Annotated in this window: 15 protein-coding genes; 7 read left to right on the top strand and 8 right to left on the bottom strand. The window is 52.7% G+C overall.

What is annotated here, in order from left to right:
- Window positions 1–256: 256 nt before the first annotated feature.
- Window positions 257–1,084: a 4-hydroxy-tetrahydrodipicolinate reductase gene (gene dapB / locus ACQ4M4_RS23890; RefSeq protein ID WP_430686984.1), complete on the bottom strand. Its 828-nt coding sequence runs from the start codon at window positions 1,082–1,084 to the stop codon at window positions 257–259.
- 187 nt (window positions 1,085–1,271) lie between these two features.
- Here dapB and bchI point away from each other — a divergent pair, with 187 nt between their 5' ends.
- The gene (bchI, locus tag ACQ4M4_RS23885) at window positions 1,272–2,381 is read left to right on the top strand and encodes a magnesium chelatase ATPase subunit I (protein ID WP_430686983.1); all 1,110 of its coding nucleotides are present in this window, start codon (window positions 1,272–1,274) and stop codon (window positions 2,379–2,381) included.
- Window positions 2,382–2,592: 211 nt separating this feature from the next.
- A complete protein-coding gene (gene ruvC, locus ACQ4M4_RS23880; RefSeq protein WP_430686982.1) occupies window positions 2,593–3,087 on the top strand; it encodes a crossover junction endodeoxyribonuclease RuvC in 495 nt (164 codons plus the stop codon).
- Here ruvC and ACQ4M4_RS23875 read toward each other — a convergent pair.
- Window positions 3,084–3,647, bottom strand: a complete 564-nt coding sequence (locus ACQ4M4_RS23875) for a hypothetical protein (protein WP_430686981.1) — start codon at window positions 3,645–3,647, stop codon at window positions 3,084–3,086. The two genes, ruvC and ACQ4M4_RS23875, sit on opposite strands and share 4 nt — an antisense overlap.
- 185 nt (window positions 3,648–3,832) lie before the next feature.
- Here ACQ4M4_RS23875 and ACQ4M4_RS23870 point away from each other — a divergent pair, with 185 nt between their 5' ends.
- Window positions 3,833–5,257: an NCS2 family permease gene (locus ACQ4M4_RS23870; RefSeq protein ID WP_430686980.1), complete on the top strand. Its 1,425-nt coding sequence runs from the start codon at window positions 3,833–3,835 to the stop codon at window positions 5,255–5,257.
- 274 nt (window positions 5,258–5,531) lie between these two features.
- On the opposite strand, the gene ACQ4M4_RS23865 is transcribed toward ACQ4M4_RS23870, so the two are convergent.
- Window positions 5,532–6,086, bottom strand: coding sequence for a hypothetical protein (locus ACQ4M4_RS23865; RefSeq protein ID WP_430686979.1), 555 nt, complete (start codon window positions 6,084–6,086; stop codon window positions 5,532–5,534).
- A 350-nt stretch (window positions 6,087–6,436) separates the two neighbouring features.
- Between ACQ4M4_RS23865 and ACQ4M4_RS23860 the strand changes: the two genes are divergently transcribed.
- Entirely contained in the window at window positions 6,437–6,796 is a 360-nt protein-coding gene (locus tag ACQ4M4_RS23860) for a hypothetical protein (protein ID WP_430686978.1), read from the top strand.
- A gap of 401 nt (window positions 6,797–7,197) precedes the next feature.
- Complete coding sequence (locus ACQ4M4_RS23855; RefSeq protein ID WP_430686977.1) at window positions 7,198–8,328, top strand: TPM domain-containing protein; 1,131 nt, start codon at window positions 7,198–7,200, stop codon at window positions 8,326–8,328.
- A gap of 226 nt (window positions 8,329–8,554) precedes the next feature.
- Here ACQ4M4_RS23855 and ACQ4M4_RS23850 read toward each other — a convergent pair whose 3' ends face one another.
- The 4 genes from ACQ4M4_RS23850 to ACQ4M4_RS23835 all read right to left on the bottom strand — a co-directional run bounded on the left by ACQ4M4_RS23850 (window position 8,555) and on the right by ACQ4M4_RS23835 (window position 11,601).
- Complete coding sequence (locus tag ACQ4M4_RS23850; protein WP_430686976.1) at window positions 8,555–8,887, bottom strand: P-II family nitrogen regulator; 333 nt, start codon at window positions 8,885–8,887, stop codon at window positions 8,555–8,557.
- A 97-nt stretch (window positions 8,888–8,984) separates the two neighbouring features.
- Complete coding sequence (locus tag ACQ4M4_RS23845; RefSeq protein WP_430686975.1) at window positions 8,985–10,184, bottom strand: sodium-dependent bicarbonate transport family permease; 1,200 nt, start codon at window positions 10,182–10,184, stop codon at window positions 8,985–8,987.
- 704 nt (window positions 10,185–10,888) lie between these two features.
- Window positions 10,889–11,131 (bottom strand): hypothetical protein, encoded by a 243-nt coding sequence (locus ACQ4M4_RS23840; RefSeq protein ID WP_430686974.1) that lies wholly within the window; start codon window positions 11,129–11,131, stop codon window positions 10,889–10,891.
- A gap of 260 nt (window positions 11,132–11,391) precedes the next feature.
- Window positions 11,392–11,601 carry a hypothetical protein gene (locus tag ACQ4M4_RS23835; RefSeq protein ID WP_430686973.1) on the bottom strand — a complete coding sequence of 70 codons (210 nt, stop codon included), beginning with the start codon at window positions 11,599–11,601 and terminating at the stop codon, window positions 11,392–11,394.
- Between the two features lie 455 nt (window positions 11,602–12,056).
- Between ACQ4M4_RS23835 and ACQ4M4_RS23830 the strand changes: the two genes are divergently transcribed.
- Window positions 12,057–14,819, top strand: coding sequence for a cation-transporting P-type ATPase (locus tag ACQ4M4_RS23830; protein WP_430686972.1), 2,763 nt, complete (start codon window positions 12,057–12,059; stop codon window positions 14,817–14,819).
- A 307-nt stretch (window positions 14,820–15,126) separates the two neighbouring features.
- On the opposite strand, the gene ACQ4M4_RS23825 is transcribed toward ACQ4M4_RS23830, so the two are convergent.
- A complete protein-coding gene (locus ACQ4M4_RS23825; protein ID WP_430686971.1) occupies window positions 15,127–15,471 on the bottom strand; it encodes a cupin domain-containing protein in 345 nt (114 codons plus the stop codon).
- Between the two features lie 391 nt (window positions 15,472–15,862).
- Here ACQ4M4_RS23825 and ACQ4M4_RS23820 point away from each other — a divergent pair, with 391 nt between their 5' ends.
- Window positions 15,863–16,900: a S1C family serine protease gene (locus ACQ4M4_RS23820; RefSeq protein WP_430686970.1), complete on the top strand. Its 1,038-nt coding sequence runs from the start codon at window positions 15,863–15,865 to the stop codon at window positions 16,898–16,900.
- Window positions 16,901–17,082: the final 182 nt, after the last annotated feature.

Below are 17,082 nucleotides of genomic sequence, written 5' to 3'. Positions count from 1 at the left end.
CAATCGGGCAAGCTCAGCAGGTCAGTAATCTGATGGATGAGCGCTCTAAAATCATCCAACTTTTGGGCCTACCTTACTGCCGTTACTACCTGCTTAATTAATTCCCAGCAACCTGCGGAATATCGGCAGAAAAGCTCATTTTTGCGTGCGCGTCGCGCACGCAAAAATGGGCACTTCAGCTTATCCATAACTCACGTTTGACCAAGGGTTTTGAAGTTTTGCCCTGAAACCATCGGTCGCAACTTGTGTGAGGCCGTTACAGCAGCTTGTCGAGTCCGTAAACGAGCGACTTGAGCGGTAGCACCTTGCGAATGGATAGCAAAACACCCGGCATATAGCAGGCGCGATCGCTCGTGTCGTGACGCAGGGTGTACAGTTGGCCGGGTGCACCAAACAAAATTTCTTGGTGAGCAATGAGACCGGGCAGCCGGACGCTGTGGATGCGAATGCCATCGGGCGTTACGGAACCGCGAGCACCGGGCATTTTCTCGGTTTCTTCCACCTGTGGCGGGTTGAAGGGCTTGCCAAATTCCGCCAACATTTGAGCGGTTTGGACGGCAGTGCCGCTGGGCGCATCGGCCTTTTGATTGTGATGCATCTCAATAATTTCCACATGGTCGAAATATTGGCTGGCCTGAATGGCCGCCTGCTGCATGAGCACTACGCCAATGGAAAAGTTGGGAATCACGGCCACCCCAATGCTGGCCTTGTCGGCAAACTCGGCCAAGTCTTGCAGCTGCTCGGCACTGAGCCCCGTGGTACCCACTACGGGACGCACCCCATAGGCGATCGCCGCGCGTACATTCTCATACACCACATCGGGATGGGTAAAGTCCACCACCACGGGCAGTCCACGCTCTTGGGTTGCCATGACCAACGATGCCTGCAAGTCGTTGCTAAAGGGCACTTCCAGCGGAGCAAGGCCCAACACTTCGCCTACATCTTGCCCATTTAGCTCAGGGTTGCGGCTGACGGCTCCAACAAGGGTCATATCGTTGGCAGTGGCGATCGCCTTCACAGCTTCGCGCCCCATTTTGCCGGTTGCTCCGTTAACTACCACTGGAATTGGAGCCTGTGCGGTCATGGTTCAATCTCCTATCTCATACAAAAGGCATTCTAAAGCAGGGGTGGATGCTCGTTGCAAAACTCAGAGGCTTGGGGGCTTACACGGGGTCGCCACAATCCGTTTCAATTCGCCACAATCCTTAAGCAAAGAACCGCCCTGTGGCACAATAAACATCAGTCGTTCTGTTGCTAACCCAGGTAATTCCGTGAGTTCTACTGTTTCCGACCTGTCCTCTATGTCAACTCGTCGTGCCGTATTTCCCTTTACGGCGATCGTAGGGCAGGAAGAGATGAAGCTAGCGCTAATGCTCAATGTGATTGACCCCAAAATTGGTGGCGTCATGATCATGGGCGATCGCGGCACTGGCAAATCCACCACCATTCGCGCCTTGGCCGACCTGCTTCCCGAAATTGATGTCGTCGCCGATGACCCCTACAACAGCTCCCCCACTGACCCTGAGCTAATGAGCGACGATGTGCGCGATCGCGCCCGCAACGGTGAATCCCTCCCCATTGCCAAGCGCCACGTGCAAATGGTGGATCTTCCCCTTGGTGCAACAGAAGACCGCGTGTGCGGCACCATCGATATTGAAAAGGCCCTCTCCGAAGGGGTCAAAGCTTTTGAACCTGGCCTGCTGGCCAAGGCAAACCGCGGCATTTTGTATGTGGATGAGGTGAACCTGCTGGATGATCACTTGGTGGACGTGCTGCTAGACTCTGCCGCTTCTGGCTGGAACACAGTTGAGCGCGAAGGTATTTCCATTCGCCACCCGGCCCGGTTTGTGCTGGTGGGGTCTGGTAACCCCGAAGAAGGCGAACTGCGCCCTCAGCTGCTCGACCGATTTGGCATGCATGCCGAAATTCGCACGGTAAAAGAACCCGAACTGCGAGTGCAAATCGTAGAGCAGCGCACCGAGTTCGACCAAAATCCCCAAGCCTTTCTCGATCAGTGTAGAACGGAGCAAGAAGCGCTTCAGCGTCAGTTGGTCGAGGCACAGACTCGGCTGAAGTCGGTTGTGGTGGATCGCGAGCTGAAGGTGAAAATTTCCGAAGTCTGCTCTCAGGCGGATGTAGACGGGCTGCGGGGCGACATCGTGATCAACCGCGCCGCCAAAGCTCTAACCGCCCTCGAAGGCCGCAGCGAAGTCACCGTTGATGACATTCGCCGGGTGGTGGTGTTGTGTCTGCGTCACCGACTACGCAAAGATCCATTGGAGTCGATTGATTCGGGCTACAAGGTTGAGAAGATTTTCAACAGTGTGTTTGGTTTGGCCCCTCAAGAAGAAATGGTGCAAAACGGCGTTGGCGTTCGTTAAGTCAATCCGGTTGTTGAACTCAGCGATTCCTTCGGTTTGAGGCATGTTCCCAGGCATCTATTTGGTGTCTGGGAATTTTTTGATTGCATACCCTGGAATCAGGAGACTGAACGGTAGCGGCTGAAACGGGCATTCTCTTGAAGGCTCTGGTGGTGTTGCAAAATTTCGCGATTCAATCCGTTTGTGGAACCTTTGTGGTGTTGGGCTGGGTATGGCTAGGTGTATTTTAGGAATTGATCCGGGCTTAGCGACGCTGGGGTTTGGGGCCGTTCGCACCGAGTCAAAATCGATGATGGAGGGCGATGCGTTTTGCCACGCGCTGGATTATGGTGTGATTCAAACGCCAGCGAATACGGAAGTGGGCGATCGCCTGTCCATCATTTATGACGATCTGCACGCCTTGTTAGATCAGGTGAAGCCGGATTTGGTGGCGATCGAAAAGTTTTTCTTTTACCGCATGGGCAACACCATTTTGGTGGCGCAGGCCCGGGGGGTGATTATGCTCGTGCTGGCGCAGCACAAGGTGGCTTATGTGGAGTTTACGCCAGCCCAGGTTAAGCAAGCCCTAACGGGCTATGGCAATGCCGACAAATTGCAGGTGCAAGAGGCCGTAGCCCGCGAACTCCAGCTTGATCGCATTCCTAAACCCGACGATGCTGCCGATGCATTGGCGTTGGCGATCGCGGCCTCCTTCCAGGAGATTTAGCGGGTTTCCCCGTCCGGTTGGCTGTCGGCTTCGTTGTTCGGTTGGCTATCGGCTTCGCTATCGGCCTCACTATCGGCTTCACTGGTGAAACGAGCCAGAAATATTGTTAGCTCGGCATGAACCGACTCATGGGTGTACTCATCATTGGGATGGGGTGGCTGGCCCGGTTGTTGAAAATAAGGCCGCTCGTCGTACATTTGGCCCCAGGCCACATCGACCTGTCGCACGAATTCGTAGAGTACCTCGCGGTTGTTGAGAATTTGGCTCACCACCTCATGCAGTCCGTTCAGCGGTGTTTCTAAATGGCGGCTGATTTGGGTATCGTGATTTTGCACCCAGGTTTTGAGGGTGGCTTGCAAGGCCCCGGGGGAATCGGGCAAATGCTGATCAATAAACTGAAAAATGAGCGTGATGGCACATCGAAGGCGGGGAATGGGCGATTCTCCCTTCATAAAATCTCCGGCGGCTTTGCCAATGGCATCGCTTAGGGAAAAGGGGCGATCGCGCATGACATTGATTGACAGCAGCTCGCCGGAGTCGGGGATAGGGTCTACAGTCATGAGACGTGATAAGTGAGAGGTGAATGTTCAGCGCGATTGCCCCCTGCGGTTAGGTCATCTTGGAGCATAAAGTTTTTCCAACACCTGGTTTTTGTAACCTAAAGGGCATTAAGGTTTATCGGGATACAAACTCATATCCCGCAATTCACCACAATAGCTTCGAAGCCATCAAACATAAAAGATTTATGGAAGAAACGACCCTAAATCAACCGGAATCCAACCAGCCGGGTGGGGCTCCACAAACGGGAGTTTGGGGAGCGATCGCTCGCTATTTTGATTTCGATTTTTACCGGGTGACCTACCGGGGCGAGGTGATTGCAGGCATCACCACCTTCATGACCATGGCCTACATTTTGGTGGTCAACCCACTGATTTTGTCAGATGCAATTTTTGTAAACGAAGCTGGGGATCTGTTTCCCCAATTGGTCACAGCCACGGCTGTCGCGGCTGCCATTGGCACAGCGCTGATGGCAGTGCTCGCCAAGTATCCCTTTGCCATGGCTCCCGGCATGGGCATGAATGCTTACTTTGCCTATTCCGTGGTGCTGGGACTAGGAGTTGATTGGCGCGTGGCGCTGGCGGCTGTTTTGGTGGAGGGCATCATCTTCATCCTGCTCACGGTTACAGATGTGCGCCGCCATCTCATTACTGCAGTGCCCGACAGCATCAAATTTGCCACGACGGTTGGCATTGGCCTCTTTTTGGCTTACATCGGGTTGAGCGGTGCAGTTGAAACGGGAGGAGCTGGCATCATTGTTGCTAACGAGGCTACCAAAACAGGCATTGGCTCCTTTGCCCAACCTCAGTCGTTGCTGGCAATTTTTGGCATTTTTCTAACCTCGCTGCTGCTGGTGCGCCGGGTCAAAGGGGCGCTGCTGTGGGGCATTTTAGGCACAGCAATTTTGGGCTGGGCGTTTGGCGTTGCTAGCCCTCCTCAGGGAATTGTGGCCGTGCCTGTGTTTCCTTCCACATTGTTTGGCCAAGCCTTTTTAGGGTTAGCGAGTATTGCTAACTGGCTAGATTTTGCGGTGATTGTGCTGGTGTTTTTGTTTGTTGACATCTTCGATACGATCGGGACGCTGTCGGCGGTAGGAAACCAGGGCGGCTACATCAACACCAAGGGAGAACTGCCTCGGGCTAACGAGGCGCTATTTTCGGATGCGATCGCCACAACGGCAGGGGCGATCGTAGGAACCTCGACTACGACCACCTACATTGAATCAGCAGCAGGTATTGGCGAAGGGGGCCGTACTGGATTTACAGCATTGGTGGTGGCTGCATTGTTTGTTCTTGCGTTGCTGTTTGCTCCCGTATTTCAAGCCATCCCAGCCTTTGCAACCGCACCGGCTCTGGTCATTGTGGGCGTTTTTATGATGAAAAGCGTCCTCAAGGTCAACTGGAATGATATGGCAGAGGCCATTCCCGCCTTTTTGACCATTTTCTTGATTCCGTTGGGATATTCGATTGCAGCGGGTTTGTCCGCTGGCATTATTACCTACCCCATTGTCAAAGCGTTTCAGGGCCGAGCGAGCGACGTTCCGATCGCAACCTGGGTGTTGGCGGCCATCTTTTTAGCCCGCTACCTGTTTATAACCTCTCAAGTGGGATAAACCGGATAAACAAGCCAGGGTGAACTGTATGCAGCTCATAGGTTCTATGGGTTCGCTCAGCATCAAAAAACCAAAAAGGACGTTGCTAGAGATGCAACGTCCTTTTTTTTCGCAGAATGGTCTGCCTCGTTCAACAGACCTCCTGCCGGAATCGCGTTAAGGCTTATGCCCTTCATCCGAAAAGCCAGGGGGTTGAATAATTTTTGGAGCACTTAGCGCTCCAAAAATTATTCAACTGCGTCAGTCCTGAATGAGCGTTAGAAATGCCTTGTTATCAGCGATCGCTTCCAATGGCGACCTTGACCGAACTGAGGGCTGTGGCGGCAACCCGGCGCCAATCGGTGGTGTCATCGTAGTGAGCGCGCACAAACTCACCATCATGAAAGACCCGACAGAACAACACCTTGTCATCTTCTCCGGCCTGGGGCACAACGGTGATGGGCTGCTTCAGCTCTTCGGGGGTTAAGTGGGCGATCGCACTCAAAAGCCCCTTGGCAAATTGACTTTCGTATCCAGCCTCTAGCACGTAAGTCGTATCGGCTTTGATGGTGGCCTGAAGCTTAATCACCTCTTTGTTCCGCCGCTCAACCCGAGGAAATTCCAGGCTGGTGAGGTAGCCCGTCAGTGCGGTATGGCAAATGGCGATCGGGTCGCCATTTGCATCCAGCCGATACCACAGGGAGCCATGCTGTCGATTGCAAAAGACATATACAATTCCGACGGCATCGCTAAAGCCCAACGGCGGCTGGTGAAGCTGCTTTTGAATCATTTCTAACGTTTGCTGCTGTTGGGTTAGCGCTGCAAGAATTTGGGCCGTTTCGCTCGTCATGGTGTGAGGGGTTATTGTAGCTGCTCGGGTATTCATGGCATGCAGTGGAAGTGAGTGGGGATGGGGAATTCTCAAAACAATTTGTCAACACAATCTGTAAATATCCAAGGCAACTTATGAAGGTGCGATCGCCAACGTGCCGAAATGGCACCCATTGGTGCTGCAGAAAAATAGTTAATTTGTACTATATCTATTAAGCCAAAAAAATCGGCAACTTGGCTAGTCCCTGAAGGCTCAACTGAAGGGACTATGCATCATGCGATACTTTTCTGTCTTGTGAAGGACGTGGAAGTGATGAGATCCGCTCTACACTTTGTATCTATCAAATCCATTTTCCCAAAAAGGTAGATATGAGAAATCCTGCGCTTCGCTCGTTTAACCCATTGCTGGCGATCGCCAAACGATTGATCCTCTTGGTTGTGGGTGTTGTCATGCTGCTCAACCTCACCCAGCCCGCAGCACTTGCCGCCAAAGATACCAATGCCGAAGCTCGCCTCGGTGCCCCCAAAGTGTCGCACGAGTTTGACAATGATGATGCCTACCGTGCCGCCAAGGAAGAGCGCCGCCAATGGCAAAGCAAAGCCTCATCAGTCAGGGATGAGGAGGAGAACGTGCCGGAAACCATCGGCGAAAAGCTGAATGTGGATGAGCTAGCCAAGGGATACGACCCCGAACGCGAAGCCGAGAAGCGCGCCGTACCTACCCCCTAGCGATTCTGCTTCATCGCAACGAGATGACATCCTGCCAGGAATGCTGGCGGGATGTTTTTTCATGGTCTAGAAAATCCTGACTCAGCAGCCGGATATCAGGCTCAATCAGCTTTCAATCGTTTGCAAGAGCAAGGTTCTCAAAACATTACATCCAGGAATCAACGATTCTGGGCGACATTTCAGAATTGAGCTGTGCCAGCCGTGAAGTCATGAGAAGGGACAATCTCTGAGTTTGGGCATCCTAGCAGATATCCAGAGGCCAACATCCGCACCGTTAGTTTCAGCCCCATCGTATTGAATAGGCTGGTTGGCTACCCCACAGCAGTTCTGCCAGTGCATGAGTGAGCGGTCTGTGCAAAGTGCGTAAAGTCCCGCCCGGTACTCTTTTGACAGGAGATTTGATGATGCAAGATGTTCACCTGATTTGCCCCGGCTTTGTGGCGTGGTTGCGTCGCTCTCGGTTTTGGTGGACGTTTGTAGCAACGGTGCTGGGGTTGCTGTTGTGGGGTGCAGTTGGGCAGGCCCAGGCTCAAGCGAGCTATCCCCCATTTTTAGATCCCTATTTGAATGACTATGCTCAGATAGTTGAAGCCAGGGATGCGGCCAACATTCGGGCGACGCTGGGCCAATTCCGGCAAGATACCGGCATTCAAACCGTGGTGGTGACGGTGAACTCGGTGCAAGATTATGGCACAGGCGATCGCACCATTGAATCGTTTGCCACAAATTTGTTTAACCGCTGGGGCATTGGCGATCGCACCCGCAATGACGGCATCTTGCTGCTTGTGGCTCCGGGCGATCGACGGGTTCGTATTGAACTGGGCAGCGGATATGCTTCAAGTGACAATGCTGTGGCTCAGGCCATTATTGACGATCGGATCTTGCCCCATTTTCGCGATGGCCGAATGAGCCAGGGAACCAGGGCTGGGGTGGAGGGCATTGTGGCCCGTTTTCATCCCACAGCGGTCCCATCCGCCAGTGCCGATGGGCTGGGGCTAGTCGATGTGGTGCAATCTGTTCGAGACGATATGCCCGTGACTGGGCAGGTTGTGCTGCTGGGCAGCTTGCTGTCGCTGCTGGCTGGCGGCGGATTGATTGGCCGCTCCCTATGGCGGCATCGTCACCAAACTTGCCCCCATTGCCAAACGCCAATGCTTCGGCTGGATGAGCAATCCGATGACCAATTTTTGAATGAGGGCCAGCGCAAAGAAGAGTCGCTCAGCTCGGTGGACTACGACGTATGGCAATGCCCTAGCTGTGGCCATCACAAGGTGCATCGCTATGCCAGCCTCTTTTCGGGATATCGGCAGTGTCCGAGTTGTCAGGTACGTGCGCTCCATGTGAAACGGACGACGACGCGCCATCCTACCTACACCTACGAGGGAGAAGAACGAGTGGATGAGAACTGTCGCCACTGCTCCTACCAACGGACACATTATCGGTCGATTCCCCGCCGAACTCGCTCCTCTAGTGGTGGATCTTCGGGTGGAGGTGGTCGCTCGTCGGGCGGCGGCGCTTCGGGCAGTTGGTAAGCGGGCAACCTATCTCTGCCAGGTTGGAATTGCGATCGCAATGCCGCCGCTCAGTCCGACTTGTTTGCTACCTTGTTTGCTACTGAGGGCGGCAATGACCAGTTTGAACCTTTACTTTTAAAAAAACTTTTGCCGACGCGCAGCGTCGGCAAAAAGAGGGCAAGAGATGAAGGTACTTAAAAAGCCGGGACATCGTCCCGGCTTTTTGGATCTATGTCATTTCACTTCAACAGCCGTCTGGCCCGCAGAAGGTGTGTGCGTACAGAACTTCCGCATCACAGATATAAGCAATTCCTGCGTAATCGTTGAAGAAGTTGATTGCGACCTTATCCGCAATATCCTCAGCCATATCCCGATTTTCGGTCAGTATCTCGAACTTGATATTCGCCGTGGTGTCGGAAACGTTGGGTTGTCCCGACGAGCGCACGTTGCGACTGCCTTTACCGCCAGTTTCCACCACCGTAAAACCAGTGGCTCCGGATTCATCGATGATAGTAGCAATCTTTTTCAGCAGAATCTTTTCCGTAACGATGACAAGCTTTTTGGCTGGCTTGGCCATATTGACTACCTCCTTACCTAGGCATGCTGATTTTGTATATTGATCCACTTGGTCTGCCAGGTCAAGGGAGCGCCGACAGACCACGATCCATCTTGGATTAGCCGCCCATCAGGGTTTGGGCAAGACCGACGAAGAGCGGGATGCACAATGCGATCGCAACTGGTGTGCCGATAGCTGTCGATGCACCGATGTAGGCGGAGGGATTGGCCGACGGGATACCGGCGCGCAACGTGGGCGGGCCTGAGATGTCTGAACTAGAGGCCGCAATGACCGCCAAGAGCGCGACGCCGCCGGGAGTGAATCCTGTTGCGTAGTGGGCAATCATCCCAAGACCAAAGGCGATAAACCCATGCACAAAGGGTGCCACAAAGGCATATAGAGCGTACCACTGAGCCACTTTGCGCAATTCGTTAAGTCTGGCCCATGCCTCCATACCCATGATCAGCATCAGAATCGAAAGCAGACCGCGGAAGAGAGGATCGTAGAAGCTCTCATAAACACTTTCCGGTCGGGTTAGGATGCCCAGAGCGAGACCAAGCAGCAGTGCCGATAGGGCAGAACCCTGGAGACTTTCCTGCACGATTGGCCATATTCTGACCTTTTGACCCTGGCTTCTGCGATACTCGCTTGCGGTACTGGGATAATCGCCTGCGGCACCGGACGACGAACCTACGGGACTGGCATACTCGCCGGTATTACTAAAAGATGTGCCTGCGGGGATAGATGCACCTGCGGGACTGAGGGATGCGCCTGCGGGACTGCCATACTCCTGCTTACCGAAATACTCCTGCTTGCTTGCAGCTTTGTCGTGCTGCTTACTGGTATAAATGCTGGCTATTACGATCGCCGTTACCAACGCTGGAATATCCATAAAGGGATAGAGTGCACCGGCCCAAGCCTCATACTCCATGCCCTGTCCTTCTAGCATGGTGATGCCAGCGACCATGGTAGAACCACTCACAGCACCAAACAAGCCCGCAGTCGCAACGGCATCTGTGACCTTGATGCCGGGCAGTTTGGCAAACGTGTAGCGCCCGATGAGCACGATCACAATCCCCGTGATAACGGCGAACAGTGCAGGCAGCAACATATCCGCCAAACTTGCATTGCGAATTGCCATGCCGCCGGTTAGGCCGACCTTGATGAGCAGCATGAAGACAATGAACTTATAAATTGCATCTGGGATTGTTAGCTGGCTGCCAAGAGCAGCAATGACGATACCGCCAATCAGAAAGCCAAGCGTTGGGGACTGCAACTGTGCCCCAAATTTTGTTAAGAACTCTGCCAAGAAATCCACTAATACCTCCTTCCGCCGCCTCTCACGAGGAACGATTATTGTGATTAAGTGAGCTTTAAAGAGTACGGGTGAGGCGTTTCACCCGTACAGCACAGGTGTTACGCAAGAACCTGCCGAGAGTGTTATCGTCGATGGCTGCTCTCCCCAAGGGGCTACACAGTAATAGCTGTATTGCACCATCTTTTATAGATTACTCTCTATCAAAACCCGAATCTTCATGTAATTTAGTCTATTCCAAGATGGGCATTTTTTTGAAGGCTCCAGCATGCGATTTGAGACGTAATATTAAATGCGAATCATCAGGTTTTCTTTTTGTTGGCGAGTCCTGCATAGGGTCGTGTCTATGTATTAAATGAACTGGCGTGCCGCGATGGCGGGAGTCCACGTCCCTCAGGAAGGCTGACGCACACAACAATGAGTACGGGTTGCATATGCAAACGGGGTCTTGTTTTGAGAGTTGTGCCGCAGCAACTCTCAAAAAGTTCTGAATCAAAATTGGTGTGAATTACGGTTCATGTGAATTGCGATCGCAGATCCTGGACAAAAATTCTGTGGAGGAATTTGGGTACAGAGCCAGCTAACAGAGTTGTAGGTCACTCAGGTCTGCGATCGCCACTTAATTCTGTTCAGCTAGGGAGCATTGGTCTCGTCTCGCTGAACAATTCCATCGACCCATCCACAACGGGTGTAGACGATGGGTTGTGTCAGTCCACTTTCAATGCAGGTAACTCTGTTGGTGGGGTCGGCTCTAAGGGGAGACTATAGCGAGCGGCATTCACCCAAATGACCGAAACCAGTAAACCAACCGCACAACCGATCAAGAACATCCAACCGTGAGAAGGTTCCAAAACACAGAGCAAGCGGCGGTTACTGCCATATACCTGCACAACCCATCCCTCGTCTGTATCTAACTTTGGCTGTGGCTGCCTCGATTCAAACTTATTCATAATCTTCACTCCGTACCAGTGTGTATGTTGTTTACCGTTTGCTTGCCCGTATTGCACGGAATACCTGTCGAAAATTTAGTGGTTTGATTGGGGGCAACCGCTTCAAACCAGCGGTTGTGTCTTTAGATCGCTTTTGCTAAAGCATAGAATTTGATCTATGTTTTGACTGAATACCATATTCTTAAGTTTATGTAATGCTTGGCTAACAAACAGCCTTTCTTCTAGGCGGATCGCCTTAAACTTGCTGAACTTCTTAATAGTCAAAACTTATAATTTGATGCTGGATAATAGCCGTAGCGCCAAAAAAGAAGTTTTTTACAAAAAGCTTTCGCTCTTGCAAGCGTGTTCTGCACCACGCCATTTCCTAATGAAGCGTCATTTATCGCTGATGAAGCTGATGAAGCTGATGAAAACGGCAGCTCTTCGCCATTTAGAGAGCAGTTTCGAACGGTTGGGGGGATGCTCACCATTGCTCTAAATCTAGAGAAGACTGGTTCATGCAAGCTTTGGCGACTGGATGCAAGCTAGCGTATTGCAACTTGTTCGGAGACATTTAGGAATTACGCAGTTGAATGATGGTTTTTCGGATGACGTGCGTAAGTTCATAACATTGATAACTGCTTGGAAATGATTGCGATCAACGGCAACTGATGGCTACGACGAAGCCAATTCCCACAACCAATTTCAACTAATTTCAACTAAAGCGAATTGTTAATAGCAGGTCGTTAACCTGGGTGGATATCGTAGTATCTCTTTTAGAAGCGGTTCAACTGAAACCTTGACTCTGTGCCATGTATGTAATTGCTTCATGCAGGTGCAAAGGCCGATCTTGACTTGTGGCTGAGTCTCGGCGCGGCGCAACCATGCAAAGTGGCAGTGGTTACGGTTGAGATTCAAGTTGAGCTCCAATCCGTTGGAGGATGAGATGATTCAATCGCAGTCATTCTCTTACCATGCACTTGCTGAGCAGGATCTCGTCAAACGCTTGGACAGCAGTGCAGAAAACGGTTTAACCCCTGAAGAAGTTGCTCGTCGGTACGAGCAATATGGCCGGAACGAGTTGCAGTTTAAGCCTGGAAAGCCTGCATGGCTGCGATTCTTTCTGCAATTTCATCAGCCCCTTCTCTATATTTTGTTGTTGGCTGGGTTTGTGAAGGCGGTTTTGGGGGCATGGACCAATGCGTGGGTGATTTGGGGTGTGACTCTGATTAATGCGGTGATTGGCTATGTGCAAGAAGCTAAGGCAGAAGGGGCGATCGCCTCTTTGGCTCAAGCCGTCACCACCGAAACCACCGTTTTGCGAGAGGGGCAACCGTTGCAGGTTCCCTCGCAAGATCTGGTGCCGGGAGACTTGGTCTTGCTGACATCGGGCGATAGAGTTCCGGCAGATCTGCGGTTGCTGCGGGTTCGCAACTTGCAGGTGGATGAATCTGCCCTGACTGGAGAATCCATTCCAGTGGAAAAATCGGTGCGAGTTCTCCCCAGCGATACGCCCCTGGCCGAGCGGCACAATATGGCCTATGCAGGCAGTTTTGTCACCTTTGGGCAGGGGCAGGGCATGGTTGTTGCAACGGCCAATGCGACCGAGGTGGGGCAAATTTCGCGATCGCTGGAAAACAGCATCAATCTCAGCACGCCCCTAACCCGCAAGTTTGAGAAATTTAGCCGTACGTTGCTCTACGCCATTTTGACCCTGGCAACCTTTACCTTTGTGGTGGGGTTGGCCCGGGGCGGTTCCTGGATGAGCATGTTTGAGGCAGCAGTTGCTCTGGCCGTCAGCGCAATTCCCGAAGGTTTGCCCGCAGTGGTCACCATTACCTTGGCGATCGGCGTGAACCGCATGGCCAAGCGCCACGCCATTATTCGCAAATTGCCAGCAGTAGAAGCGTTGGGCAGCGCTACGGTCATCTGTTCTGATAAAACCGGAACCCTGACTGAAAATCAGATGACGGTTCAGGCCATCTTTGCAGGAGGGCAGCACTATCGAGTCAGCGGCGGCGGGTATAGCCCCAAGGGCGACATTTCTCAATCTGCCCATGGCCAAGAGACTGCGCTCAACCTGTCAGAATTGCCACCCGCGTTGGCCCAGTGTTTGGCAGCGGGCATTCTGTGCAATGATTCGCGGCTCAAGCAAACTGGGGCTGATTGGGTCGTGGTGGGCGATCCAACCGAGGGGGCCATGATTGCCGTTGGGGAAAAAGCAGGGCTAAGCCAAGTTGGGCTGACGGTTGCGGCTCCTCGACTTGATGCAATTCCCTTTGAGTCGGAGTATCAGTACATGGCAACGTTGCATGATGCCAAACCCCCCATCATTTATGTGAAAGGCTCGGTAGAGGCGTTGCTGCGCCGATGTACGCATATGTTGGATGCTGAGGGGCGAGCGATCGCCCTGGATGCTGCTCAAATTCAACAGGAAGTGGATGAGATGGCTGGGCATGGGTTGCGGGTGCTAGCGTTTGCCCAAAAAACTGTCGCCCAGCAGCACGCTATTGACCATGAGGATGTTGCCACCGATCTGGTGTTTTTAGGACTGCAGGGGATGATTGATCCGCCACGGCCAGAGGCGATCGCCGCAGTTCATGCCTGCCGATCCGCTGGAATTCAGGTGAAGATGATTACGGGTGATCACATTGCCACCGCACGGGCGATCGCCCAACGCATGGGCATTCAAACCAGTGCAGGGGTTGTGGCCTTTGGGGGGCAACAGTTAGCCCACATGAATGAGGCTGAAATTGGCAACGCGGCCGTGGAGGGATCGGTCTTTGCCAGGGTTGCCCCAGCGCAAAAGCTGCAACTGGTGAAGGCGCTTCAGGCCAGAGGCAATGTGGTTGCCATGACTGGAGATGGTGTGAATGATGCTCCAGCGCTGAAACAGGCGGATATTGGTATTGCCATGGGCAAAGGCGGTACAGAAGTTGCCCGTGAGGCTGCTGCGATGTTGCTGACGGATGATAACTTTGCCTCCATAGAGGCAGCCGTAGAAGAAGGGCGCACAGTCTATCAAAACTTGCGGAAAGCGATCGCTTTTCTTCTACCAGTCAATGGCGGGGAATCCATGACAATTTTGATCAGCGCATTGTTGGCGCGGGAATTGCCGATTTTATCGCTGCAAGTTTTATGGCTCAACATGATTAACTCCATCATGATGACGGTTCCCCTCGCCTTTGAGCCAAAATCCCAAGGATTAATGCAGCAACCACCCCGAAACCCCAAAGAACCCCTACTCACCCCCAGACTCTTTCGGCGCATTTTGGGAGTATCGGTGTTTAATTGGATTCTGATTTTTGGACTGTTTGAATGGGCCAAGTCCACCACTGGGGATGTTGCCGTGGCTCGCACCATGGCTATTCAAGCTCTGGTTGCTGCCCGTATTGTCTATCTCATGAGCATTAGCCAATTGGGAGCGAATCTTGTGCAATATCTGCGAGGAAAGGTGAAGGCTGTAGCGAGAGAAAGCACGTTGCAAATTGAAAATGCCCCATTTTTGTTAGTCGGAATTGCCACTGCGACCGCGCTACAAGTTCTATTTAGCCAATGGCACGTCATGAATACTCTATTTGCTACTGCGCCCCTTACGTTGCAACAATGGCTAATTTGCCTATTGCCCATGCTGCCTATGATTCCAACGGCGCTGTGGGTTAATCGAATCGACCCCCCTCACGCAAAGTATACGGGCGATCGTTCATAGCAGCGTCATCGAGCAAATTTCACTTAAGCAGGGCTTACGCAAGCCCACTAAAGCTGGTGTGTTGGTGTTGTGGGTAAGGTGCGAAACACCCTACCCACAACACCAATGCGTAAGTCCAGTTAATTTTTGGATAAGCTGAAGTACTCATTTTTGCGTGAGCGACGCGCACTCAAAAATGGATTTGTCTGAGGTTTGCGCGCCGCGCAAACCTCAGACAAACCCTCAGACCCCAACCGGAGCAGGACTTGTACCTTGCTTGCAGAGGGTTGAAGATTTTGAACGATTTGGCATGGAGAATGAACCTGGGTTATGACATTTGATCACGCCCATGCACAACTGCTGGGGGTGAGGTCACTTCAACTGCTGTGAAGGGTTCCAAAATTTTGTATGTGTGGGCGGCACCCTCGGGAACAACCCAAGAGTTGCCAGGTTCCAGCACTACCATTTGCCCTTCCACATGCAGCTCGGCCCGTCCGTCAATGACATAGCCGATCGCCTCATAGGGCCGCTGAGTCATGGGTTTTGCATCGCTGGGCTGCTCATTTTCCCATAGCCGCATCGCCATTTTTTTGCTGAGGGCTAGGTGCTTTTGGCCCATCGCACCCACAGGGGCCGCTTCGGATGTGACTTTGATAACGGTTGTATCACTCATGGTTTTCGCTCCAGGGGGTTGGGCAGGACAGAATTTTGGGATAGATGCTAAGGACGTACCCAAGCGCCGATACTCAGGCGCAAGCATTTGAGCACAGGCCTTTAAATTCAGAGCTGTGACGCTGCTGGGCCAGTGCGATTCCGTGTCAATGCCGCATTTCGTCTTACTCGCATCCTAAGAAAATCAATGCGGCTCAACCTCTTTCCAATGGCGGAGCATTGGGTGGAGCGTTCCCCAAATTGAGAATAGGTGGGATGCGATCGCCAACCGCTTCCTAGGCCAAATTGCCGAACGTTTGGTAGGGGTTTCCGACTACGGCGGTTCTCCACAGTTGAGGCCGCGATCGCCACAATGGATCTCATTCTTCTTGCAACAGCAGGGATCACGATTCATGACGCGATTACACTTCGTTTCAGGTTCGGAGTTTGGAGCAAACGATTCGGTTTCGTCGAACGAGATGCCTGCGGTCAGTGAAGCGGCTGTACCACTAAATGATATGGCCTTGCTCGATGCCTACTCCCATGCGGTTGTTCATGCTGCAGAGCGGGTCAGTCCGTCGGTGGTGAACTTGGAGGTGTACTATCCTCGGCGCGGGCGTAGCGGGCGTGGGGGCGGTTCGGGCTTTGTTCTCACGCCGGATGGCTACATTTTGACCAATAGCCATGTGGTGCAGGGTGCAACCAATGTCGAGGTGTCCCTTACCGATGGGCGCACCCTGCGGGCCGAGTTGATGGGCGATGATCCCGGTACTGACCTGGCGGTAATTCGCATTCAAGCCAACGATCTGGTTCCCGTCACGTTGGGTGATTCTGAGCAAGTACGGGTAGGGCAGGTGGCGATCGCCATTGGCAATCCTTACGGGTTTCAGGCAACGGTAACAACAGGTGTGGTGAGTGCATTGGGGCGATCGCTGCGATCTCGCTCTGGTCGGCTCATTGACAATATCTTGCAAACGGATGCAGCCCTGAATCCGGGTAACTCGGGTGGGCCATTAATCAACTCGCGGGGAGAAGTCATTGGGGTCAACACGGCAATCATCTTGCCAGCCCAGGGCATTTGTTTTGCGATCGCCATCAACACTGCCAAATTTGTCGCCGCCAGCCTGATCAAAGATGGACGCATTCGCCGGGGTTACATTGGCATCGGTGGACAAACCCTGCCCATTCCGCAGCCGCTTGCCCGCCAGCATGGGCTCCTGATTGAAAGCGGCATTCGCGTGCTGTCGGTAGAGCCCGATAGCCCTGCCGCCGCTGCCCAGCTCCAACCGGGCGACACCATTGTTGGGTTTGACAGCTTGCCCATCACTAGCATTGACGACCTCCATCGCTGCCTCACCGAACAACAAGTGGGAATCGCCTCTAAACTGCGGATACTGCGGAATTCAGAACTACTGACCCTCGACATCGTTCCAACCGAGTCGAAAATTTGAAGTTTTTTCTCGCATTCTCACAAACCGATTTCAGGAACGCCCTGAGCCTGGAATAATGAAAGGTGAGACGCCAAATCTGTGTAAGCATCTCACCTTTTCATTGGGCTGGTTTTACAGCAACCAGGTGACAAGGTTGGCATCGAATGTGGGAGCCTAGGGTTCGCAATTATTCGGTCAATTTT

The sequence above is a fragment of the Leptolyngbya sp. AN02str genome (assembly GCF_050565595.1).
Classification (GTDB): Bacteria; Cyanobacteriota; Cyanobacteriia; order Elainellales; family Elainellaceae; genus Kaiparowitsia.
The sequence above is the reverse complement of the archived record's forward strand: the minus strand, read 5'-3'. Positions and strand labels throughout refer to the sequence as shown.